The following is a 22,672-nucleotide window of genomic DNA, read 5'->3' as shown; positions in this document are numbered from 1 at the left end:
TGAGGTCATCCCTTCACGGCGCCCGCGGTCAGGCCCGCGGCCATCTTGCGCTGGACGAGGAGGAAGAGGGCGACGATCGGCACGGCCATCATCGTGGCGCCGGCCATCATCGGGGCGTATTCGGTGCCGTGTTTGGTGGTGAAGTTGCCGAGCCAGACGGTCGCCGTCTGGTTCTTCTGGCTGAGCAGCATCAGGGCGTACAGGTACTCGTTCCAGGCCTGGATGAAACCGTAGACCGAGGTGGCGACCATGCCGGGGGCCAGGAGCGGGAAGACCACCCGGAGGAAGGCGCCCGTGCGGGAGCAGCCGTCGACCATGGCCGCCTCCTCCAGTTCCTTCGGGATGTTGACGATGAAGCCCCTCAGCGTCCACACGGTGAACGGCAGGATGAAGGTCAGGTACGTGATGACGAGACCCGTCAGCCGGTCGTACTGGCCCAGGTCGTTGAGCAGCAGGAACACCGGGATGATCATGGCGACCAGCGGGACCATCTGGACCGCGAGGATGCCCACGATCACGATCTTGCGGCCGCGGAAGGCGAAGCGGGAGATGGCGAGCGCGGCCAGCAGCCCCACGGCCATGCCGATGACGACCACCGCCAGCGACACCACCATGCTGCGGCCCACCGGGCCCCAGAAGTCGGCGATGTCCAGCGCGCGGCCGAAGTTGGCGAAGGTGACGCCGGTCGGCAGCAGGCTCGGGTCCGGGTCGATGGCGTCCTTGGCGGGCTTGAACGCCGTGTTGAGCATCCAGTAGAGCGGGAAGCCGGCGGTGACGAAGACCAGGAGACCGAGGAGGTTCCACCAGAGCTTCGGCGCCCGGCGGCCGGTCACAGTGCTGCTCATTCGACCTCTCCGATCTTCAGCATCTGCCGCATGTAGACGGCGACCACACCGAGCAGCAGCAGGACGGTGACCAGCGCGATGGCCGAGCCCTGGGCGTAGTCGTTGACCACGAACGCCCGGTCGTAGGAGTAGGTGTTGAGGACCTGGAACTCCGGCTCCGGGTGACCGTTACGCATGACGAACACCTGGGGGAAGACGCCCATGTCCCAGATGACCGACAGGGTCGTGAGCATCACGATGATCGGCTTGAGGACGGGCAGGGTGACATAGCGGAAGACGCCCCAGGAGCCGGCGCCGTCCAGGCGGGCCGCCTCCTCCAGTTCCTTCGGCACCTGGGTGAGACCCGCGCTGAGCGTGATGACCACGAACGGCACGGCTCCCCACACCACCAGCAGCATGATCACGGCCAGACCCTCGGGCCCGCTCGCGAACCAGTTGTGGCCGATCATCTCGACACCGGGCAGCTTGCTGAGCAGCGCGTTGAAGACGCCGTAGTCCGAGTCGAAGAGCCACTTGAAGACCGTGGTCGCCACGATGACGGGCATGCCCCAACTGGCCACCAGCACGATGTTGATGAGCACCTTCAGCCAGCCGGAGACCCGCTGGAGCAGCAGGGCGATCGCCATGCCGATCACCATCGTGAAGACGACGGCCCCGGCGGCGAAGACGATCGTGCGCACGACGACGGTCCAGAACTCGCCGTCGCCCAGCACCTTCGCGAAGTTGTCGAACCCGACCGGCTCGGCCGGCTGGAAGCCCCACAGCTGGGACTGCCCGAACCTCTGGAAGGACAGGGTGACCAGGCGGGCCAGCGGATAGCCCATGACCAGGGCCAGGATCAGCAGGCAGGGGGCGAGCAGCAGCCAGGGGACCGCGGTCCCGCCCGACGCCAGGCTCGCCCGGGGCAGCTCGTCGGCGGGAGGTGGCGGCGCCTGCCGCGGTGGCGGCACCTTGACAGGGGTGGTGGTGTCTGCGGCACTCATCGCGCGCTCCTCGGCGGTCCCTCAGTTCGTACGGAGGGCGGGGCTCCGCCCGTGAGGGGGCCCCGCTCGAAGGTCACTTGGTGTTGATGACCTTGTCGATCGCGGCGTCCGCCTCCTTGGCGGCGGCCTCGACCGACTTCTTGCCGGTGCCGATGCTCTGGAGCATGGTCTGCAGGATCTGTGCCTTCTCGACCTGGCCCCAGCCGGGGGCCATCGGGACGAACCAGTTGGACTCGGCCGCGGTGGCCGGGACGGCCGTCTTCGGGTCGCTCTTCAGCGTCGCCAGGTCGGTCTTGTTGTTGGGCAGGTTGCCCTTGGCCATCAGGCCCTTCTGGCCGGAGGAGCCGGTGAAGGCGTTGATCCACTCGGCGGCCGGCGCCCGCGCGTCGGACTTCACCGGCACGGCGAGGTCGCTGCCGCCCAGGAAGACGGGCATGTTCTTGCCGGACGGGCCGGGCATCACGAAGTTCTGGAGGTTGCCCTTGAGCTTGCCGCTCTTGTCGTTCTTGGGGTCCTCTGCGGTCGCGCCCTCCCAGGCGGCGGCGAAGATCATGGCGGACTTGCCCTGGCCGTAGACGATGTAGCGGTCGGACTCGTCCTTGGTCTTGTCGCCGTGCATGTAGGAGTCGACGACGTTCTTGAACTCCTTCAGGCCTCTGAGGGACTCGGGCGAGGAGAGGCTCGCCTTCCACTGGCCGCCCGACTCGGTGGCGATGGCGCCGCCGGCGTCGTAGACGAAGGACATGGCCGCGTACCAGTCGCGGGTGGGCTGGTACCAGGCGCTGAACTTGTCGCCCTGCTTCTTCTGGATCTTGTCCAGAGCGGCGGTGAGTTCCTTGTACGTCTTCGGGGGCGTCTTCACCCCGACCGAGGCCGCCACGTCCCCCCGCCAGTTGGCGACGCGGCCGCCGGCGTAGTACGGGACACCGTAGGTCTTGCCGTCGTAGGTCACCGAGGCCTTGAGGCCGTCCAGCCAGGCGTCCGCGTTGTCGAACTTGGCCGTATCGAGGGGGGCGAAGGCGCCCTTGACCATGTAACCGAGCATCTCGGTGTTGCCCATCTCGACCACGTCGGGGACCTTGTCGGTGGCGAGGACGGCGTCGAGCTTGGCGTTCTTGTCGGGCCAGCCGTAGTACTCGTGGTTGACCTTGAGACCGGGGTGCTTCTTCCGCACCGCCGCGTCGGCGGCCTTCACCAGCTCCGGCCAGTTGTTCTGGGCGTCGACGGTGAGCCAGACGGTCAGCTCCTTGGCGTCCGCGCCCTTGTCCGCGCCCCCGCCGCCACCCTCGCCCCCGCACGCCGCGATGGAGACCACCACGCCCGCGATACCGATCGCGGATATCAGCTTGCGCTTCACGCCACCCTCCTCAGGGATGCCACCGACCCCCTGCTCCCCGCGGTGCACGTGGGGCCAGGACCCTGGACCAATGGTGTAGACCAGTAGGGGGAGCTTGGATCAGACCAACAGGCCTGTCAAGGGTCCGGAATAAGCTCTGACCAGCTGTTATGCGACCTACATATGCAGGAACCTTTAAGTAAGAACCCGGCGAAAACCCGGCCGGCACGGCATACTCCAGGTAGACCACTTGGAGTTGTGGACTAGACCAAAAGAGGCGCCGACGGTATACAAGTGAGATCGGTCGGCGGAAGAGCCGGGAAGGCGGAGCATGAGCACCGACATCAGCAGTGCGGAGAACGAGAGCGGGGCGCCCGTCCGTACCGCACGCGTGCCCAAGTACTACCGCCTCAAGAAGCACCTGCTCGACATGACCGAGACCCAAGCGCCCGGCACACCGGTCCCGCCCGAGCGCACCCTGGCGGCGGAGTTCGACACCTCGCGCACGACCGTGCGCCAGGCGCTGCAGGAGCTGGTCGTCGAGGGCCGGCTGGAGCGCATCCAGGGCAAGGGCACGTTCGTCGCCAAGCCCAAGGTCTCGCAGGCGCTGCAACTGACCTCGTACACGGAGGACATGCGCGCCCAGGGCCTCGAACCCACCTCGCAGCTGCTGGACATCGGCTACATCACCGCCGACGACCGCCTCGCCGGGCTGCTCGACATCACGACCGGCGGACGGGTGCTGCGCATCGAGCGGCTGCGCATGGCCAACGGCGAGCCGATGGCCATCGAGACCACCCACCTGAGCGCGAAGCGCTTCCCGGCCCTGCGCCGGTCCCTGGTGAAGTACACGTCCCTCTACACCGCGCTCGCCGAGGTCTACGACGTCCGTCTCGCGGAGGCCGAGGAGACCATCGAGACCTCACTGGCCACCCCGCGCGAGGCCGGCCTGCTCGGCACGGACGTCGGCCTGCCGATGCTGATGCTCTCCCGGCACTCGCTGGACCGGGAAGGGCAGCCGGTGGAGTGGGTGCGGTCGGTGTACCGGGGCGACCGGTACAAGTTCGTGGCCCGTCTGAAGCGCCCCCAGGAGTAGCGGACCGGCAGCGCAATCGTGGTTTCTTTTGAGTACCGCATTACGGACGAGGGGTTCCGCTGTCGCCGCACCCTGACCTAGATTGCCTGCGCATTCCACAGGTGATCACTGAGGGGACGGAGCCGCCTGATGTCGCAAGCCCCAGAAGCCAGCAGAGGGGCGACGGTGACGCCGATGCGCGTCGTCATCGCTCTCTGCCTCATAGCGCCCTTCGTGGCCATGCTGTGGGTCGGCTCGTACGCCCAGACCGACCCGGCCTTCATCGGTATCCCGTTCTTCTACTGGTACCAGATGGCGTGGGTGCTGATCTCCACCGCGCTGACGATGATCGCCTTCAAGCTGTGGCAGCGTGACCAGCGCGCCCGCTCTGCCGCGAAGGGCGGTGCGTCGGAGTGAACGACGGCGTGAACGGCGTCGCACTCGCCGTCTTCATCTTCTTCTTCCTGGCCGTCACGGTCATGGGCTTCCTGGCCGCGCGCTGGCGCAAGGCCGAGAACGAGCACAGCCTGGACGAGTGGGGCCTGGGCGGCCGCTCGTTCGGCACCTGGGTCACCTGGTTCCTGCTCGGCGGCGACCTGTACACGGCGTACACCTTCGTGGCCGTACCGGCGGCGATCTACGCGGCGGGCGCGGCCGGTTTCTTCGCCGTGCCGTACACGATCCTGGTCTATCCGCTGATCTTCACGTTCCTGCCCCGCCTGTGGTCGGTCTCGCACAAGCACGGGTACGTGACGACGTCCGACTTCGTGCGCGGCCGCTTCGGGTCCAAGGGCCTCTCCCTGGCCGTGGCCCTCACCGGCATCCTCGCGACGATGCCGTACATCGCGCTCCAGCTGGTCGGCATCCAGGCCGTGCTGGACGTGATGGGCGTCGGCGGCGGCGAGGACACCAACTGGTTCATCAAGGACCTGCCGCTGCTGATCGCCTTCGGTGTGCTGGCGGCGTACACGTACTCGTCGGGTCTGCGGGCGCCGGCGCTGATCGCGTTCGTGAAGGACACCCTGATCTACATCGTCATCGCGGTGGCGATCATCTACATCCCGATCAAGCTGGGCGGCTTCGACGAGATCTTCGCCAAGGCGGGCGAGGCGTACAGCCAGACCAACCCGGCGACGGGCGCGCCGCGCGGTGCGCTGGTCCCGGCGGAGGCGGGGCAGTGGACGTACGCCACGCTGGCGCTGGGCTCCGCGCTCGCGCTCTTCATGTACCCGCACTCGATCACGGCGACGCTGTCCTCGAAGAGCCGTGAGGTGATCCGCCGCAACACCACGATCCTGCCGCTGTACTCGCTGATGCTGGGCCTGCTCGCGCTGCTCGGCTTCATGGCGATCGCGGCCGGGATCAAGGTGCAGAACGGGCAGCTGGCGATCCCGCAGCTGTTCGAGACCATGTTCCCGGACTGGTTCGCGGGCGTGGCCTTCGCGGCGATCGGCATCGGGGCGCTGGTCCCGGCGGCCATCATGTCCATCGCGGCCGCGAACCTCTTCACCCGCAACATCTACAAGGACTTCATCAAGCCCGACGCCACGCCCGCACAGGAGACCAAGGTCTCCAAGCTGGTCTCGCTGCTGGTGAAGGTGGGCGCGCTGGCCTTCGTCCTCACCATGGACAAGACGGTCGCCATCAACTTCCAACTGCTCGGCGGCATCTGGATCCTGCAGACCTTCCCGGCCCTGGTCGGCGGCCTGTTCACCCGCTGGTTCCACCGCTGGGCCCTGCTCGCGGGCTGGGCGGTCGGCATGGTCTACGGCACGGTCGCCGCGTACGGCGTCGCCTCGCCGACCCAGAAGCACTTCGGCGGCTCGTCGAAGGAGATCCCGGGCATCGGCGAGATCGGCTACATCGGCCTCACGGCGTTCGTCCTGAACGTCGTCGTCACCGTCGTCCTGACCTTCGTCCTCAAGGCCCTGAAGGCCCCCGACGGCATCGACGAGACCAAGCCGGAGGACTACACGGCGGACGCGGGCGACCCGGGCGTCCAGGTGGAGCTTCCGCCGGCGACGGCGGGCACTTCGCACTGAGTCGTACGGGACAACGGGCCGCCGGTGAGAAACCGGCGGCCCGTTGTCGTACCCGTCCCGCACACTCGGACCATGGACATCCTCATCCGGCGAGTGAAGCCCACCGAGTACGACGCCCTCGGCGAGATCACCGCCCAGGCCTACCTCAAGGACGGCCTCCTCGACTTCGGTGAGAGCGACTGGTACCTCGGCGAACTCAAGGACGTGGCCAAGCGGGCCGCCGCCGCGGACGTCCTGGTGGCCACCCGCGGCGAGCACCTCCTCGGTGGCGTCACCTTCGTCCCCGCAGGCGGTCCCATGGCCGACATCGCCCTGCCCTCAGAGGCCGAGATACGGATGCTCGCCGTCGCTCAGGAGGCCCGCGGCCGCGGCGCCGGAGAGGCCCTCGTCCGCGCCTGCGTCGACCGCGCCCGTGCGACGGACGGCTGCGTCCGCGTCGTCCTGTCGACGCAGCGCACCATGCACTCCGCCCACCGCATCTACGACCGTCTCGGCTTCGTCCGCGTCCCGGAGCGCGACTGGAACCCGATCCCGGAGCTCGACGACATCACTCTCCTCACCTACGAGTTGACGCTGTGAAACCGTCGCGACACTACATCTAGGGGTGCTTTCGCCACCCGGCACAAGATGTATGCTCATGCTCGCTGTCGCCGCAGGGGAATCCGGTGCGAATCCGGAACTGTCCCGCAACGGTGTACTTGTGCATGTCTGTTCCCGGAACCGTCACGCACAGGAGTCAGTCCGAGGACCTGCCGACAGCGCGCCCGGCCACCCGGCCGGTGTGCCTGACGTCCGGGCCTCGTGGAATGGGCCGGTGGACGCGACGCCGCGTGCGCTCGTGTGCTGCCCGCTGCCCTGTGCGAGGCCCCCGTGCCGAGCGAGGGAGAACCCCACGTGACCATCGCGCCAGCCGATCCGGTCTCAGCCGCCGAAACAGAGCCCGACGGTCCCGGTGCCGCGCTGCTGCGGACCCTGACCGAGCTGACCGCCGACCTGCCCGACGCCGACCCCGGCCGGGTCGCCGCCGCCGCGCTGCGCGGCCGGTCCGCGCGGGCCGACGAGTCGGAGTTGCGCGAGCTGGCGACGGAGGCGGCCGCCGGCCTCATCTCCGAGGATCCCGCCTACTCCCGGCTGGCCGCGCGCCTGCTGACGATCGGCATCCGCGCAGAGGCCGCCTCGCAGGGCGTCACGTGCTTCACCGAGTCCGTCGCGGTCGGGCACCGGGAGGGCCTCATCGCCGACCGGACCGCCGAGTTCGTGCGCCTCCACGCCGCCCGTCTCGACGCCCTGATCGACACGGCCGCCGACGACCGCTTCGGCTACTTCGGCCTGCGTACGCTCCACAGCCGCTATCTGCTCCGGCACCCGATCACCCGCAAGGTCATCGAGACGCCCCAGCACTTCATGCTGCGGGTGGCCGCCGGTCTCGCCGAGGACGACACCTCCCGGGCCGTCGACGAGGTCGCCGCGCTCTACGGGCTCATGAGCCGCCTCGACTACCTCCCCTCCTCCCCCACCCTCTTCAACTCCGGCACGCGGCACCCCCAGATGTCGTCCTGCTACCTCCTCGACTCCCCCAAGGACGAGCTGGACTCGATCTACGACCGGTACCACCAGGTGGCGCGGCTGTCGAAGCACGCCGGCGGCATCGGCATCGCCTACTCCCGTATCCGGGCGCGCGGTTCGCTGATCCGCGGCACCAACGGCCACTCCAACGGCATCGTCCCGTTCCTGAAGACCCTCGACGCCTCGGTCGCCGCCGTGAACCAGGGCGGCCGCCGCAAGGGCGCCGCCGCGGTCTACCTGGAGACCTGGCACTCCGACATCGAGGAGTTCCTGGAACTGCGGGACAACACCGGTGAGGACGCCCGCCGTACGCACAACCTGAACCTCGCGCACTGGGTGCCCGACGAGTTCATGCGGCGGGTGAACGACGACGCGCAGTGGTCGCTGTTCTCCCCCTCGGACGTGCCCGAGCTGGTCGACCTGTGGGGCGAGGAGTTCGACGCCGCGTACCGGGCGGCCGAGGCGAAGGGTCTCGCGAGGAAGACCCTGCCGGCCCGGGAGCTGTACGGCCGCATGATGCGCACCCTCGCGCAGACCGGCAACGGCTGGATGACCTTCAAGGACGCCGCCAACCGCACCGCCAACCAGACGGCCGAGCCGGGCCACGTCGTCCACTCCTCCAACCTCTGCACGGAGATCCTGGAGGTCACCAGCGACGGGGAGACGGCGGTCTGCAACCTGGGGTCGGTCAACCTCGGCGCGCTCGTCGACCAGGCCGGCGGGGACATCGACTGGGAGCGGCTGGACGAGACCGTCCGTACGGCCGTCACGTTCCTCGACCGGGTCGTGGACATCAACTTCTACCCGACCGAGCAGGCGGGCCGTTCCAACGCCAGGTGGCGTCCCGTCGGCCTCGGGGCCATGGGGCTCCAGGACGTCTTCTTCAAGCTGCGCCTGCCCTTCGACTCACCGGAGGCCAAGGCGCTCTCCACACGCATCGCCGAGCGGATCATGCTCGCCGCGTACGAGGCCTCCGCCGATCTCGCCGAGCGCAACGGCCCGTTGCCGGCCTGGGAGAAGACCCGTACGGCCAAGGGTGTGCTCCACCCCGACCACTACGACGTGGAACTGACCTGGCCGGAGCGCTGGGCCGCCCTGCGCGAGCGCATCGCCGTGACCGGCATGCGCAACTCCCTGCTCCTCGCCATCGCCCCGACGGCCACGATCGCCTCGATCGCGGGCGTGTACGAGTGCATCGAGCCGCAGGTGTCCAACCTGTTCAAGCGCGAGACGCTGTCGGGTGAGTTCCTCCAGGTCAACTCCTACCTGGTGGCGGAGCTGAAGCGGCTCGGCGTGTGGGACGCCCGCAGCCGGGAGGCCCTGCGCGAGGCGAACGGCTCGGTGCAGGACTTCGCCTGGATCCCCGAGGACGTACGCGCCCTCTACCGCACGGCCTGGGAGATCCCGCAGCGCGGCCTGATCGACATGGCAGCGGCCAGGACCCCGTTCCTGGACCAGTCCCAGTCCCTGAACCTCTTCCTGGAGACGCCGACCATCGGCAAGCTCTCCTCGATGTACGCCTACGCCTGGAAGTCCGGGCTGAAGACCACGTACTACCTGCGCTCGCGCCCGGCGACCCGCATCGCCCGCGCCGCCCAGGCCACCGTCCCCGTGCAGCAGCCCGCGCCGGAAGACGCCGTCGCCTGCTCCCTGGAAAACCCCGAGTCCTGCGAGGCCTGCCAGTAATGACCACCCAGAATCTTCTCGACCCGGGCTTCGAGCTGACCCTCCGCCCCATGCGCTACCCGGACTTCTACGAGCGCTACCGGGACGCCATCAAGAACACCTGGACCGTGGAGGAGGTCGACCTCCACTCGGACGTCGCCGACCTCGCCAAGCTGTCCCCCGCCGAGCAGCACCTGATCGGCCGTCTGGTGGCCTTCTTCGCGACGGGTGACTCGATCGTCGCGAACAACCTCGTGCTGACCCTGTACAAGCACATCAACTCCCCCGAGGCGCGACTGTATCTGAGCCGGCAGCTCTTCGAGGAGGCCGTCCACGTCCAGTTCTATCTGACGCTCCTGGACACCTACCTCCCCGACCACGACGACCGGGCGGCGGCCTTCGCGGCCGTCGAGAACATCCCCTCCATCCGCGAGAAGGCCGAGTTCTGCTTCAAGTGGATGGCTGCATTTGATGGAACAGAAAGGGTCGACCAGCTCGACCGGCTGGAGACCCAGGCCGACCGCCGCCGTTTCCTGCTGAACCTGATCTGCTTCGCCGCGTGCATCGAGGGCCTGTTCTTCTACGGTGCCTTCGCCTACGTCTACTGGTTCCGCAGCCGGGGCCTGCTGCACGGCCTGGCCACCGGCACCAACTGGGTGTTCCGCGACGAGACGATGCACATGTCGTTCGCCTTCGACGTGGTCGACACCGTCCGCAAGGAGGAGCCGGAGCTGTTCGACGACCGGCTCCGGCAGGAGGTGACGGACATGCTCCGCGAGGCCGTCGAGGCCGAGCTGCAGTTCGCGCGCGACCTGTGCGGGGACGGCCTCCCGGGCATGAACACCGAGTCGATGCGGCAGTACCTGGAGTGCGTCGCCGACCAGCGGCTCACCCGCCTGGGCTTCGCTCCGGTCTACGGCTCCGAGAACCCCTTCTCCTTCATGGAGCTCCAGGGTGTTCAGGAGCTGACCAACTTCTTCGAGCGGCGGCCTTCCGCGTACCAGGTGGCGGTGGAGGGCACCGTCGACCTGGACGAGGACTTCTGAGCCGGCACGCCTTCGCGGGTCTCCTGGGCCTCCCTGATCTGACGGTCGACGCGCCGGTCGCGCACGATACCGATCACTGACGGGAGGACCAGGAGGACCAGCATCCCGAGGACGAAGATCATTGCGATGAGTGTCTGTACCTGGTTCGTGTCCATGGACACCACTGTCGCGCCGATGACTCCTTACCGTCAGTGGCAGTACTGTCATAGACCCTCGAATTACTGCCACTGACCAGGCACACTGGAGACATGCTCCAGAACGTGACCGTCGTCCTCCTCGACGGCGTGAACCCCTTCGAACTCGGTGTGGTGTGCGAGGTCTTCGGCACCGACCGCAGCGACGACGGCCTGCCGGTCTACGACTTCGCCGTGGCCTCGGCCGAGGGCCCGGCCCTGCGCATGAACTCGGGCGTCTCACTACAGGTGGAGCACGGCTTGGAGCGGCTGGAGACGGCCGATCTGATCGCGGTGCCGGCCGGGCACAGCTACGCGTCCCGTGAGTTCCCGCCGGAGCTCCTGGACGCCCTGCGGCGTGGGGTCGCCCGCGGCGCCCGGGTGCTCAGCGTCTGCTCCGGCGCCTTCGTGCTGGCCGCTGCCGGGCTGCTGGACGACCGCCGCTGCGCCGTGCACTGGAAGCATGCGGCCGCCCTGGCCCGGCAGTACCCGCGGGCGGTCGTGGAGCCGGACGTGCTCTACGTCGACGAGGACCCGGTGATCACCTCCGCCGGCACGGCCGCCGGCATCGACGCCTGCCTCCACCTGGTGCGCAAGGAGCAGGGCTCCGAGGTCGCCAACAAGATCGCCCGGCGGATGGTGGTGCCGCCGCACCGCGACGGCGGCCAGGCCCAGTACATCGAGCGCCCGCTGCCGCACCCCGAGGCCGACACGATCAGCGACGTGCTGGCGTGGATGGAGCGGCACCTCGACGAGGAGGTCACCGTCGAGCAGTTGGCCGCCCGCGCCCACATGTCCCCGCGCACCTTCGCCCGTCGCTTCCAGCAGGAGACCGGGACGACTCCCTACCGCTGGATCCTGCGCCAGCGCGTGCTGCTGGCCCAGCGGCTGCTGGAGGCGACGGACGAGACGATGGACGCGATCGCCGGCCGAACAGGGTTCGGCAACGCGGCCACACTGCGCCACCACTTCGTCCGGGCGGTCGGGACGACGCCGAACGCCTACCGGCGCACGTTCAGGGGCCCGGAGGCGGCCTGAGGCCAGGGGCTCTCACCTCGCCACCGGCCGCACCCGCAGGTCGTGCGGCCGCAGCGTGATGCCGACGCGCGTGCCGTCGTTCGAGCCGGCGACCTGCTCGAAGCGGTACTTGGTGGCCAGCGCCGCCGTGATCAGCGTCAGCTGGGCCATCGAGAAGTGGTCGCTCGGGCACTTGCGGTTGCCCACGCTGAACGGGCTCATGGCGTGTTTAGGAACGTCCTTGACCCGGTCCGGAAGCCAGCGGTCGGGGTCGAACTCCAGGTTCCGCGCGTACGACTTCGGATCGCGCTGGATCGCGTACGGGCTGTAGACGATGTCCGCCCCGGCCGGAATGCGGTATCCGCCGAGTTCCGTGTCCCGTACCGCCCGCCGCGTCAGAATCCACACGGCCGGGCTCAAACGCATGGACTCGACGACGACATTGTTGGTGTGCCTGAGTCCTCGGACGTCTGCAAATGCCACCGGCCTCCCTCCGGTGACGGCTTCCACTTCGTCGCGCACCCGGTCCGCGTGTTCAGGGTGTTCCGCGAGCATATGCAGCAGCCACATGATCGTGGAGGCGACGGTTTCGCTGCCGGGGGTGAGGATCGCGACGACCTGGTCGTGGATCTCCTGTTCCCCGATGGGATCGCCATTCTCGTCCGTCGCCTCCAGCAATGCAGTCAGCAAATCGTCCGGCTTTTGACCGGATGCGCGGCGCTCGGCGACGATCTCGTCCACCAGGAGATGCAAATCGGCCAAGGCCCGGTTGAATTCGCGGTTGGCCGGGAGCGGCAGCTTGTAGAGCGGTCCGAGCGGCACCACCATCCGCCGGTACATCCCGCGGAAGACGGTGGCGAGCGCGACGCACAGCCGCTCCGCCCGCTCGTCCATGTAGTCACCGCGCAACAGGCAGCGGGCCGCGATGCGCACGGCCACCCGGAAGGACTCGGAGGTGCAGTCGATGGTCTCGCCGGGCTTCCAGCGCTCGGTGAGCGCGTGTGCCTCCTCCTCCATGATCGACCCGTAGGCGGGGATGGCGTCGAGCCGGAAGGCGGGCTGGATGGTGCGCCGCTGGCGGCGGTGGCGCGGGCCGTTCGCCGTGGCCACGCCCTCCTTGCCGAGCAGGCCCTCCAGTGACTCCCACAGGGGCCCGGCGATGATGAAGTCGTTGCTCAGCGCGAGGGCGCCGGTCAGGGCCGGGGTGGTGACGGCGTAGACCGTCTTCGGCCCGAGCTTCAGGCGGACCACGTCGCCGTGGTCGCGCAGCCGGGACATGAACGCCAGCGGGTCGCGCACGAGCTTCCAGCCGTGCCCCAGGACGGGGACACCGCCGCCCGCCCGGGGCGGTTCGCGCAGTTCCGGGACCCCAGGGGCTTCAGGCTTCACGGACTCGACGGTCATTTCTCACCTGCCGCTTCGTTGTTGACGTACGGGGGCGTGGACCGGTCGTCCCAGCTGTCGACCATGTACCGGCCGGACTCGTGATGGAACCAGTAGACGGAACTGAACCAGTTCCGCATATTGCTCAGACAGGCCCGTACGGCGGCGCTGAGTTCCTTTCCCCGCACAGTGCCGTCGGCGAGGTCGTCGGCGAACCTTAATGCTTCCCGTTCGACGTCGAGGAATTCCGTGATGCAGTTCTCTACGCGGCGCCTGACTTCCGTGACCGCCTGTTCCAGGGTCAGCCCCTCATGGGTGATGAGACTGATTCCGAGATTGTGCACCTCGTCGCCCGCTAATTCCTTCGGCAGCGAGCAGAGGTCGTTGTACCAGGCGGCGAACTCCTGGCTCAGCAGCGCGGCCCGCCGATATGCCGGGTGTTTCCTTATGCCGTCGGGGAGTTCGCATCCCGCGGTCGGCTCCAGCAGATCCGTCCATATCCAGTGGGCGAAGGTGAGCCGGCGCAGCCGGAGATACTCCTCGACCGTGGGCACGATTCCGTGGGTGCGGTTGTGGAACTCCCGGTCGTACGCGTCGATCACCTCGTGGAAGTGCCGGGCGAACCGGAGGTTCCACGTCGCCGGCAGGAAGGCGTACAGCCGCAGCACGCTGTCCGCGAACCCCGCGACCAGTGGTTCCTCGTGGTGCAGGTGCTCCCCGGGAGAGCCGAGGGCCGAGTGCAGCCGGTCCCGCAGCCGCCGCCAGGCGACCGGGCGGCCGTGCACGATGTCGCGGTCGTGACGGTCGTCCCAGACGAAGAACCAGGCGCTGTAATCCGCGATCGCCTGCATGACCTCGTCGGAGGCGCCGATGTAGTACCCGGCCATGAGGTCGGTGTAGCACAGGCCATCGGCATATTCCTCCACCTTCTCCGCGGGCATGAGCCGCTTTTCGAGCAGCCAGGCCCTGGTCTTCTCCTGGCACTTCGGCCAATACGGGTGGAGTTGCCGGGGAAACGCCGCCTCGATCACCGGAAGGGAGAGCGACGGTGGAACTGCGATGGTGGTCGGTGTCGATGTGGTGCCGTGTGACAAAGCATGCACGAACTAACCCCTCTCAGCCGCCAGTTGGCGCGGGCGCCCCTCCTTCCGTGCCGGGCGTGCGCCGTTGCATACCGCTCCCTCCATTCAGCACTACAACTGACCGCTCTGGGAACGCATTTGCTGCATTCGCTATCTCAAGGGCCGGTAACCTCCCGTTGCGTGACCGGTACCGGATCACCAGGAGAGCAGAAGCGATCGAACGTGCGACGGACAGGCGAACGGGACAGACGAACGGCGCCTGTTCAGGACGGGAATCCCGAACAGACGCCGTGCGCCTGGTGATCGTGAGGTCTCAGTCGTTCGCGACGACGGGGTACCGGGGCTCGTTCTCGGCCATCTGCCGCAGCGCGTCCTTGCGTTCGCGCTTGGAGAGCCGGTCGATGTACAGGTAGCCGTACAGGTGGTCGGTCTCGTGCTGCAAACACCGAGCGAAGTACCCGGTGCCGCGCACCCGGATCGGATTGCCCTGCTCGTCCTGCCCGGTCACCTCGGCGTAGTCGGGCCGGGCGAGCGGCGCGTACGCGGTCGGCACCGACAGGCAGCCCTCGTTGCTGTCGTCCAGCCGGCGCTTCTCGGCGGGCAGTTCGACGAGCCTGGGGTTGCAGACGACGCCGGTGTGCCGGACGCCCTCGTCGTCCGGGCAGTCGTAGACGAAGACCTTCAGGTCGACACCGATCTGGTTGGCGGCCAGGCCCACGCCCTCGGCGGTGCGCTGCGAGGCGAACATGTCCGCCACCAGCTGCTGGAGTTCGTCGCCGAAGTCGGTGACGTCCTTGCACTCCTTGTGCAGCACCGGGTTCCCGACCACCGTGATCGGCCGCGAGGTCCCCCGCTCCCGCCAGGCCGCCTCGCGCTCCTCGCAGTCCTCCGTGTCGATCACGTACCCCTCGTCATCGACGGGGAGCACGCCCGCGCGCTGCTGATCGGTGTCCTGCTGAGCCATGACGTTACGTACGCCTTCCTGAACAAATCCAAGCTGGGATGCTGATACAGGGTACGGGGCAAGCAGGACCTAGCAGACCTCTTCGAGATCCCGCCAGTCCCGGGAATCCGGACTGTCGGCCACCCACCCGTCCAGCAGTCCCCTCACGAGGGAAGCCGGCGCAGCCAAGCCACACTCCCGCTCGGGAACCCACAGTTGCCCGTCGGTCCGATGCCCCAGCGGCCCGGGATGCCCCGGCTCACTGTGATCGTGCGGATCGAGATGTTCCCCGTCCCCCTCGTCGGACGGCATCCGTGACTCGGAGCACATCCGGCACAGCAACCGCACCGACGAGGACCAGTCCTCCGCGGCGAACCCGGCGTCCGCGGCGAGCTGCTCCAGCGCGTCCCGGTCCGCCTCGGTGCCGGCCTCGAGCAGCACCACCCAGGTCGGCACCGGCGACGGCGCCCACAGCTCGATCTCGTCGAACACCGGGTACGTGTGACCGGCGGCCGTGGTCCGCTCGCCGTGCGGCACGCCGTCGTGCAGTACGACCTCGCCCCAGCGCCGCCCCGACGACGGCAGCGGAATGGACAGCACCTCGATCCGCGCGGGATCCAGCCGCCGCCCCCACACGACCTCGGCCTCCCCCTCCGGGGACAGCCGTACGGCCGCACTGCCGAGGTCCATGCCGACGGGCTCACCGGAGTCGTTGGGCGGTCCCGGCACCCGCAGCCCGTAGGCCTGCCAGGCGCGGCGGGCCAGCGGCCAGTCCTGGAGGGCGGTCGCGGCGATGCCGACGTTCCACCAGTCGGGCGCGCCGGTGTCCCGGTCGAGCAGCGCCACGGCCCTGAGCCCCGCCGCCCGCGCCTGTTCCCAGTCGTGCCGGAACTTGTGCAGCAGGGCGAGGTTGAACCAGGACTCGGACAGCCAGGGCTCCAGGTCGGCGGCACGTGTCAACAATGCGCCGGCGTCCTCGTACCGGCCGTCGCCGATGAGCGTGAACGCCCGGTCTGTGGCCTGCCGCCAGGAGGCGGAGGGCCGGTGCCGTCCCTTGCCGAAGATCCTCACGATTCCCGCCTGCCAGTTCCGTGCGGTGGGCTGGCCGTAGCTGTGTTTCGAGCCCCCGGACACCTTCTTCTTCGCATCCAACCACGTACGGCCTCCGGGGCGCTCATTACCCATGGGTTACCCCGTCATGGGCAAGGTCAGACTGCTCCTGGCCAGTACCCGCGCCAGTGATTCCACCACCTCCGGGGCGTACTCCCCGGCGGTGGCGAGCCGGAGTTCCTCCAGCGCCGTCAGCGGTCCGCCCAGGCCGCCTTCCCGGGACTTCTCCTCGTACGCGTTCACGGCCCGGACGATCCGCGCGGCGAGCGGCTGCTCCGCGTAGGGGTCGGCCTGCCGCTCCACGACCACGGCGACCGCCTCGTCGACGCCCGTCTGCCGTACGACGGCCCCGCCGAGCAGCGCGATCCGCCGCTGTTCCGCGGCGGGCAGAACGGCGGTGGCGCCCGCCGGCACCGGGTCGACGAGGCTCAGCTGGCCGATGTCGTGCATGAGCGCGGCGTACTCCAGCACGGCCAGCTCGGGCTCGGTGAGACCCAGGTCACGCCCCACCGCCTGACTGAGCGCGGCGACGCGGCGGGCGTGCCCGCAGGGCGTGTATCCGGCGACCTCGGTGGCCCGGGCGAGGGAGGCGATGGTCTGCCGGTAGGTCGCCCGGACGGCGGCGTACCGCCGGAACGACATCTGGGCGAGCAGCAGCGGCACGGAGAACACGGGCAGCCCCCACAGCCCCACGACGGCGACCGCCAGGGCCATCACCGCCCCGGTCGCGATGACGGCGGAGCCGATGCCGCAGATGGCCCGCAGCTCGTCCCGCAGCACCGGCCCGAAGGGCCAGCCGGTGCGGGAGTGGGCCAGCGCGGCGGCGAGCACCGCGTCGCACAGCGCGGTCAGGGACAGCAGCGCGAGCAGCAGCAGCGCGTAGGCGGGGCCGCCCCAGTCGTCGAACATGCCCCGGTTGTACGGGGGCTGGAAGCACACGGCGACGAATCCGACGGTGAGCACCCGGCGCGCCAGATGGTCGAGCGTGGGCCCCTGCCCGCGCGCCACGTGCGGCACGCTGCCGAGCAGCGAGGCGGCCAGCACGACGGCGACGACCTGGGCGGGGCCGTGGTGCGTGGCCCGCCCGCCGGCCTCGCCGAGCAGCGCGTACGACAGGGCCGCGGCGGCCCCGAGCGGCGCCGGCTCCCTGACCAGCGCACCGTTGCGCCGGGCGAGCTCCCCGACGGTGACGAGGACGCCGAAGGCGAGGGCGACCCGGCGTTCCTCCAGCCCGCTGTAGAGGGTGACGGCGAGCGAGCCGGCGGCGAGGAGGGCGGCGCAGGCGTGGACGAGGGTGAAGAGCGGTGGCGGGCGGTAGGCGCTCACCGGTGTGCTCCCGGCCGGCTGGAGACGGGGGAGCCGGGCGGCGGAACCCGGGGCGGGTGAACGTCGTCGGCGGTCACGGCGGGGCGCCAGCCCGCCCGGCCGACGGCCTCCACGAGAGCCTCGACCATCACCGGGTCGAACTGGCTGCCGGAGCACCGCTTCAGCTCCGCCAGGGCGACCGCGACGGGCCGGGCCCTGCTGTAGCTCCGGGTGGAGGTCATGGCGTCGAAGGCGTCCGCGACCGCCACGACCCGCGCTGATTCCGGGATCTGACTGCCCACCAGACCGTACGGGTACCCGGTGCCGTCCAGCCGTTCGTGGTGGTGCAGCACGGCGGCGCGGGCCTCCCCGAGGAAGCCGATGCCGCGCACCATCTCGTGCCCGTACTCGGGGTGCAGCTCGATCACCCGCCGCTCCTCGGGCGTGAGCGGCCCGTCCTTCCGGAGCAGCCGGGTGGGGACGCCCAGCTTGCCGACGTCGTGCAGGATCCCGGCGAACCGGAGCACCTCGACGCGCTCGTCGTCCATGCCCAGCTCGCGCGCGATCATCATGGAGGCCTGCCCGACGCGCTCGCTGTGCCCGCGCGTGTAGCCGTCCTTGATGTCGACGGCCTGGACGAGCGCCCGGATGGTCGCCTGGTGGGCGGCCCGTTCCCGGTGGTACTGCGCGAAGGCCCACCAGGAGACGCACATCGGCAGCAGCACGAGCAGCGCGGCCACGGGACCGTACGGACTGCGCCACAGCACGGCCATCATCAGCCCGGCCAGCCCGTGCACGGCGATGGGCGCGAGGGAGCGTGCCACCAGTCCGCGCCAGGCCCGCCGTACCGGCACCCGCTCGGCCAGGGCCAGGATCCCGCCGTCCAGCAGCGCGAGCACCAGGCAGAACGCCAGCACGGCCGCGCCGGCCGGTCCGAGCGCGTAGGGGACGTCGCCCGCGACGACCGCGTCCCGTCCGCCGAGCGCCCAGTGCACCCGGGCCGCGGCCCACACGCCGAGGACGAGCTGGGCGGCCCGCCAGACCCGGCGCAGCGCCACGGGCCGCTGCTCGGCGTGCGAGAGCAGCGCACCGGGCACGGCCACCAGGGCGGCGGCGGGCGCGGGCAGCAGGAAGGCACCGGCGAGCAGCACGGGGTAGAAGGTCCCGGCCGGATGGGAGATCCCGACGAACCGGGACCGGGCGACGCGCTCGCAGCCCGCGTACAGCGCGGCGAGCAGCGCCACGGCCCCCCAGGGCGTCGGGGCGTCCGGCAGCGGCAGCAGACAGAGGAGGGCGGCGACGGCGACACAGGCGACGTACACACGTGCCCGTACCGGTACCGCTTCCATGCACCCCTCCCCCGGCCTTGTCCGTCAGGCCCGGAGCCTAGGACGGCGGCGGGGGGCTCCGCGGGCCGATAACCCACGGATTAGCACGTTCGAGTGATGCGTTCGAGGATGACTACCCCGTCAGAGGCGGGGTAGTTGAAAAGCGCGGGAGTGTCAGGACTCCTGCGGCGCGGCAGGCGAGGCCGTGACGTCCTGCTCGGGGACGGCCTGGCCGGAGCGGATCAGTTCGATCCGCCCCATGACCTTGTCGCGCAGGTCGCCCGGTACGTCGTCATGCCCGCAGCACCGCTTGACCAGCTTCTTCACGGCCTTCTCCAGCCCGTACTTCTCCAGGCACGGCGAGCACTCCTCGAAGTGGTGCTCGAACTTCACGCAGTCCGAGTCCGGCATCTCACGGTCGAGGAACTCGTAGAGATGATCGAGGATTTCGCTGCAATCCGTCTCGTGCGGCTCTCCGCAGCTCATGACCCCGAGCCTTTCGCTTCGTTCGACTCTCCGGCGCCGGCCGGGACCATCCCGCGGTCACGGGCGTAGTCCTCCAGCATGCCGCGCAGCTGACGGCGGCCCCGGTGCAGCCGGGACATCACCGTACCGATGGGTGTCCCCATGATGTCGGCGATCTCCTTGTAGGCAAAGCCCTCGACATCCGCCAGGTAGACGGCGATGCGGAACTCCTCGGGGATCGCCTGGAGCGCTTCCTTCACGTCCGAGTCGGGCAGGTGGTCGAGCGCCTGCGACTCCGCGGAGCGCAGACCCGTCGACATGTGCGACTCGGCACGGGCGAGCTGCCAGTCCTCGATCTCCTCGGCCGCGCTGCGCTGCGGTTCGCGCTGCTTCTTGCGGTACGAGTTGATGAAGGTGTTGGTGAGGATCCGGTACAGCCACGCCTTGAGATTGGTGCCCTCGCGGAACTGGTGGAAGGACGCGTACGCCTTGGCATACGTCTCCTGCACCAGGTCCTCGGCGTCGGCCGGGTTGCGCGTCATGCGCAGCGCGGCCGAGTACATCTGGTCGAGGAACTCGAGCGCGTCCCGCTCGAAGCGCGCGTTGCGCTCCGCGGCCGTCTCCGCGCCCGTGCCACCCTGGCCCTCGGGCTGCTCCGCCTGGCCGTGTTCGGTCCCTGCGTCGGTCCCAGTGACCGGACCCACCTCCTCCAGTGTTCTCGTGAGACCGAGACCGGTCCCACCCGAATCGGAGGATAGACGACGATCCGGTCCGCCCGCCGCCCGAATGGGGGCGGCCCTGGCCGCGTGCAGCACCGTCCAGTCCAGGTCGGCGCGGCTGCTGCGGCTCGAATCAGATTCTGCCGGGCGCAGCCCGTCCACGGGGTGGTGGTGGGAGACGGGTGGGCAGAAGGTCGAACCCATGCGGCGGACTTCCTCTCCTACGGCGTCGGTGCTGGTCCCCAGCACGTACGTCCCGCACAACAGAGCTCGCCGCCCCGGCATTCCCGAAGCTTTACCCGAGTGACCCGGTCCACTCCACGACCGCGTCCGTGATGACCGCCACTGCCTCGTCCTGCGTAATCTCCGCACGCTTGGGGACGGCGAAGCCATGATCGCCGTAGGGCACCTCGACGAGCCCGTACGGTCCCTCGGGGAACTCCTCGGGCTTGCCGAAGGGGTCGTTCCCGCCCTGGACGACCAGGGTGGGCACCCCGGAACCCAGCAGCTCGACGGCGCGGGACTTCTCGGGCTTGCCGGGCGGGTGGAGGGGGAAACTGAGGGCGAGCACCGCGTGGGCGCGGAGTTCCGTGGCGGTACGGCAGGCCACGCGGGCTCCGGCACTGCGGCCGCCGGACACCACCGGCAGTCCGGGCTCGGCCAGCGCGGGCCAGATGCCCCGCCACCCGATGTCCAGCGTCCTGGGCGCGGGCGCCAGCTTCTTCCCGGCCACCCGCCAGGGCTGCTCCACACGGGCCACGGTGACACCGTGGGCGGGTAGGGCGGCGGCCAGGGCCTGCAGGTCGCGGGCCTCGATGCCGCCGCCGGCGCCGTGGCTGACGGCGAGCACCAGCCGGGCCTTCTTCGCCTGGTGCCAGGTGATACGGGCGGGGCCGGCGTCGGTGTCGACGATCTCGGTCGTGTCGGAACTCACGTCAGAAGAGTGTGCCCTCTTCCGGCCCTTCCAGCTCCTTCAGCAGCTCCGGGCCGTTGTTGCGGACGTTGCTGACGGCCGTCGTGACGGGGTAGGCGCGCATCAGCCCGGCGGGCGGCGGGGCGAGCAGCTCGCGCAGGTCGTCGACGTCCGTGCGGGACGGGTCCAGCCAGGCGTCCCAGCGGTCCGGCGTCAGCATCAGCGGCATCCGGGGGTGGATCTCGGCCAGGGCCCGCGGACCGTCCGCCGGGGACACCGCCAGCGGGCTCGTCTCGGCCTCGGTGGTGAGGACGGAACACGTCACCCACCAGGCCTGCGGGTGGTCGTCCGGCAGCGTCTTGTCCCGCCAGAACTCGTACAGCCCGGCCATGGCGAAGACCGACCCGTCCGCCGGTGTCACGAAGTAGGGCTGCTTGCGCGGCCGCTTCTTCTTGCCCTCGACCTCCAGCTCGCGCTCCTGTGTGCCGGTGACCCACTCGTAGTAGCCGTCGGCGGGCAGGACGCAGCGCCGGGAGGTGAAGGCGCGGCGGTAGGACGGCTTCTCGTGGACGGTTTCCGCCCGGGCGTTGATCATCCGGGCACCGCCCTCGGGGGTCTTCGACCAGGACGGGACGAGCCCCCACTTCAGCGTGCGCAGCTGCCGAACCGGTCGCGGGTCGTCCGCGTCTTTCAGAGGGCGGTCGAGGACGGCGTAGACCTCTTTGGTGGGCGCCACGTTGTAGTCGGGCTCCAGAGTCTCCTCGGGCTCCCACTTCTCGATCTCAAAGATTCCTGCGAGATCCTCTGGCCTACGACTCGCTGCATACCGTCCGCACATACGTGCCACACTGCCAGATTCCATCCGCCCACAGGGAGCCGACGCCGCACATGGACAGCACCGCAACCACCTCGCTCGCCTCCCTCTGGGACGAGGTCTCCGGCACCCAGCCCGAGCCCGACCTCTGGGTGGTAGCCGCGACCCTGGCAGTCGCGCTCGCCGTGGTGATCCCGCACGGCCTGTGGCGCATCTCCCGCAACGCCATCACCATCGCCCACGAGGGCGGCCACGGGCTCGTGGCCCTGCTCACCGGCCGCACCCTCACGGGCATACGGCTGCACTCGGACACCAGCGGCCTGACCGTCAGCCGCGGCAAGCCGCACGGCATCGGCATGATCCTCACCGCGGCCTCGGGCTACACCGCCCCGCCCCTGCTCGGCCTCGGCGGCGCGGCCCTGCTGGGCGCCGGCCGCATCACGCTCCTGCTGTGGCTGGCCACCGCCCTGCTTCTGGCCATGCTCGTGATGATCCGCAACGCGTACGGCGCCCTGACCATGATCGTCACCGGCGGCCTGTTCGTGGTGGTGTCCTGGCTGGCCGGCCCCCAGGTGCAGGCGGCTTTCGCGTACGCGGTGGTGTGGTTCCTGCTGGTGGGCGGAGTGCGTCCGGCGTTCGAGCTCCAGGCGAAGCGGGCGCGGGGCGGGGCGGGGGACTCGGACGCGGACCAGTTGTCGCGCCTGACGCATGTCCCGGCGGGATTGTGGTTCTTCCTGTTCCACGCGGTGTCGCTGTGCTCCCTGATCGGCGGAGGGCGCTGGTTGCTGGGGGTGTGACCGGCCCTGCCCCAGGGGTGCGGGGCCCTGCCGATGTGCGGCTGCGCCGCATGGCGCGAACACCC

General features: G+C 69.6%; 21 protein-coding genes and 1 riboswitch. Of the genes, 8 read left to right on the top strand and 13 right to left on the bottom strand.

All coding sequences use genetic code 11. The annotated features are described in order from the left end of the window. Positions 1-5: 5 nt before the first annotated feature. The 3 genes from HDA41_RS26775 to HDA41_RS26765 all read right to left on the bottom strand — a co-directional run bounded on the left by HDA41_RS26775 (position 6) and on the right by HDA41_RS26765 (position 3,185). Positions 6-845 (bottom strand): carbohydrate ABC transporter permease, encoded by an 840-nt coding sequence (locus tag HDA41_RS26775; RefSeq protein ID WP_184987944.1) that lies wholly within the window; start codon positions 843-845, stop codon positions 6-8. Further along, positions 842-1,828, bottom strand: a complete 987-nt coding sequence (locus tag HDA41_RS26770) for a carbohydrate ABC transporter permease (RefSeq protein WP_184987942.1) — start codon at positions 1,826-1,828, stop codon at positions 842-844. The genes HDA41_RS26775 and HDA41_RS26770 overlap by 4 nt, the downstream gene beginning before the upstream one ends. 73 nt (positions 1,829-1,901) lie before the next feature. Further along, a complete protein-coding gene (locus HDA41_RS26765) occupies positions 1,902-3,185 on the bottom strand; it encodes an extracellular solute-binding protein (RefSeq protein WP_184987940.1) in 1,284 nt (427 codons plus the stop codon). 310 nt (positions 3,186-3,495) lie between these two features. Here HDA41_RS26765 and HDA41_RS26760 point away from each other — a divergent pair, with 310 nt between their 5' ends. The 7 genes from HDA41_RS26760 (at position 3,496) to HDA41_RS26730 (ending at position 11,769) form a co-directional block, all read left to right on the top strand. Then, positions 3,496-4,260, top strand: a complete 765-nt coding sequence (locus tag HDA41_RS26760; protein ID WP_184987938.1) for a GntR family transcriptional regulator — start codon at positions 3,496-3,498, stop codon at positions 4,258-4,260. Positions 4,261-4,389: 129 nt separating this feature from the next. Beyond that, positions 4,390-4,656: a DUF3311 domain-containing protein gene (locus tag HDA41_RS26755; RefSeq protein WP_184987936.1), complete on the top strand. Its 267-nt coding sequence runs from the start codon at positions 4,390-4,392 to the stop codon at positions 4,654-4,656. Then, positions 4,653-6,281, top strand: a complete 1,629-nt coding sequence (mctP, locus tag HDA41_RS26750) for a monocarboxylate uptake permease MctP (protein WP_184987934.1) — start codon at positions 4,653-4,655, stop codon at positions 6,279-6,281. Before HDA41_RS26755 ends, mctP begins: the two co-directional genes overlap by 4 nt. A gap of 72 nt (positions 6,282-6,353) precedes the next feature. Beyond that, positions 6,354-6,860, top strand: a complete 507-nt coding sequence (locus tag HDA41_RS26745) for a GNAT family N-acetyltransferase (protein ID WP_184987932.1) — start codon at positions 6,354-6,356, stop codon at positions 6,858-6,860. Between the two features lie 52 nt (positions 6,861-6,912). Then, positions 6,913-7,052: riboswitch (cobalamin riboswitch) on the top strand. Between the two features lie 123 nt (positions 7,053-7,175). Beyond that, positions 7,176-9,533, top strand: a complete 2,358-nt coding sequence (locus HDA41_RS26740) for a ribonucleoside-diphosphate reductase subunit alpha (protein ID WP_184987930.1) — start codon at positions 7,176-7,178, stop codon at positions 9,531-9,533. Beyond that, the gene (locus tag HDA41_RS26735; RefSeq protein ID WP_184987928.1) at positions 9,533-10,558 is read left to right on the top strand and encodes a ribonucleotide-diphosphate reductase subunit beta; all 1,026 of its coding nucleotides are present in this window, start codon (positions 9,533-9,535) and stop codon (positions 10,556-10,558) included. The genes HDA41_RS26740 and HDA41_RS26735 overlap by 1 nt, the downstream gene beginning before the upstream one ends. Positions 10,559-10,806: 248 nt before the next feature. Then, a complete protein-coding gene (locus tag HDA41_RS26730) occupies positions 10,807-11,769 on the top strand; it encodes a GlxA family transcriptional regulator (RefSeq protein ID WP_184987926.1) in 963 nt (320 codons plus the stop codon). A gap of 12 nt (positions 11,770-11,781) precedes the next feature. Here the strand turns inward: HDA41_RS26730 and HDA41_RS26725 are convergent, their stop codons facing one another. From HDA41_RS26725 to HDA41_RS26680, 10 genes are all read right to left on the bottom strand, one after another. Next, complete coding sequence (locus tag HDA41_RS26725; protein WP_184987924.1) at positions 11,782-13,152, bottom strand: bifunctional albaflavenone monooxygenase/terpene synthase; 1,371 nt, start codon at positions 13,150-13,152, stop codon at positions 11,782-11,784. Continuing rightward, positions 13,149-14,234, bottom strand: coding sequence for an epi-isozizaene synthase (gene cyc1 / locus HDA41_RS26720; RefSeq protein WP_184987922.1), 1,086 nt, complete (start codon positions 14,232-14,234; stop codon positions 13,149-13,151). Before cyc1 ends, HDA41_RS26725 begins: the two co-directional genes overlap by 4 nt. A gap of 292 nt (positions 14,235-14,526) precedes the next feature. Next, a complete protein-coding gene (gene def, locus HDA41_RS26715) occupies positions 14,527-15,177 on the bottom strand; it encodes a peptide deformylase (protein ID WP_184987920.1) in 651 nt (216 codons plus the stop codon). Between the two features lie 69 nt (positions 15,178-15,246). Further along, a complete protein-coding gene (locus HDA41_RS26710; protein ID WP_184993759.1) occupies positions 15,247-16,227 on the bottom strand; it encodes a tetratricopeptide repeat protein in 981 nt (326 codons plus the stop codon). Between the two features lie 117 nt (positions 16,228-16,344). Next, the gene (locus HDA41_RS26705) at positions 16,345-17,592 is read right to left on the bottom strand and encodes an HD-GYP domain-containing protein (protein ID WP_184987918.1); all 1,248 of its coding nucleotides are present in this window, start codon (positions 17,590-17,592) and stop codon (positions 16,345-16,347) included. After that, a complete protein-coding gene (locus HDA41_RS26700) occupies positions 17,589-18,920 on the bottom strand; it encodes an HD-GYP domain-containing protein (protein ID WP_184987916.1) in 1,332 nt (443 codons plus the stop codon). The genes HDA41_RS26705 and HDA41_RS26700 overlap by 4 nt, the downstream gene beginning before the upstream one ends. Before the next feature lie 153 nt (positions 18,921-19,073). Further along, the gene (rsrA, locus tag HDA41_RS26695) at positions 19,074-19,385 is read right to left on the bottom strand and encodes a mycothiol system anti-sigma-R factor (RefSeq protein WP_184987914.1); all 312 of its coding nucleotides are present in this window, start codon (positions 19,383-19,385) and stop codon (positions 19,074-19,076) included. Next, positions 19,382-20,068, bottom strand: coding sequence for an RNA polymerase sigma factor SigR (gene sigR / locus HDA41_RS26690; RefSeq protein WP_010047600.1), 687 nt, complete (start codon positions 20,066-20,068; stop codon positions 19,382-19,384). Before sigR ends, rsrA begins: the two co-directional genes overlap by 4 nt. A gap of 310 nt (positions 20,069-20,378) precedes the next feature. Continuing rightward, a complete protein-coding gene (locus HDA41_RS26685) occupies positions 20,379-21,017 on the bottom strand; it encodes an alpha/beta hydrolase family protein (protein WP_184987912.1) in 639 nt (212 codons plus the stop codon). A 1-nt stretch (position 21,018) separates the two neighbouring features. Further along, complete coding sequence (locus HDA41_RS26680; RefSeq protein ID WP_184987910.1) at positions 21,019-21,834, bottom strand: SOS response-associated peptidase; 816 nt, start codon at positions 21,832-21,834, stop codon at positions 21,019-21,021. A gap of 50 nt (positions 21,835-21,884) precedes the next feature. Here HDA41_RS26680 and HDA41_RS26675 point away from each other — a divergent pair, with 50 nt between their 5' ends. After that, positions 21,885-22,607 (top strand): M50 family metallopeptidase, encoded by a 723-nt coding sequence (locus HDA41_RS26675; RefSeq protein WP_184987908.1) that lies wholly within the window; start codon positions 21,885-21,887, stop codon positions 22,605-22,607. Positions 22,608-22,672: the final 65 nt, after the last annotated feature.

The sequence above is a fragment of the Streptomyces caelestis genome (genome assembly GCF_014205255.1).
GTDB lineage: Bacteria > Actinomycetota > Actinomycetes > Streptomycetales > Streptomycetaceae > Streptomyces > Streptomyces caelestis.
This window is presented reverse-complemented; position numbering and strand designations above follow the sequence as displayed.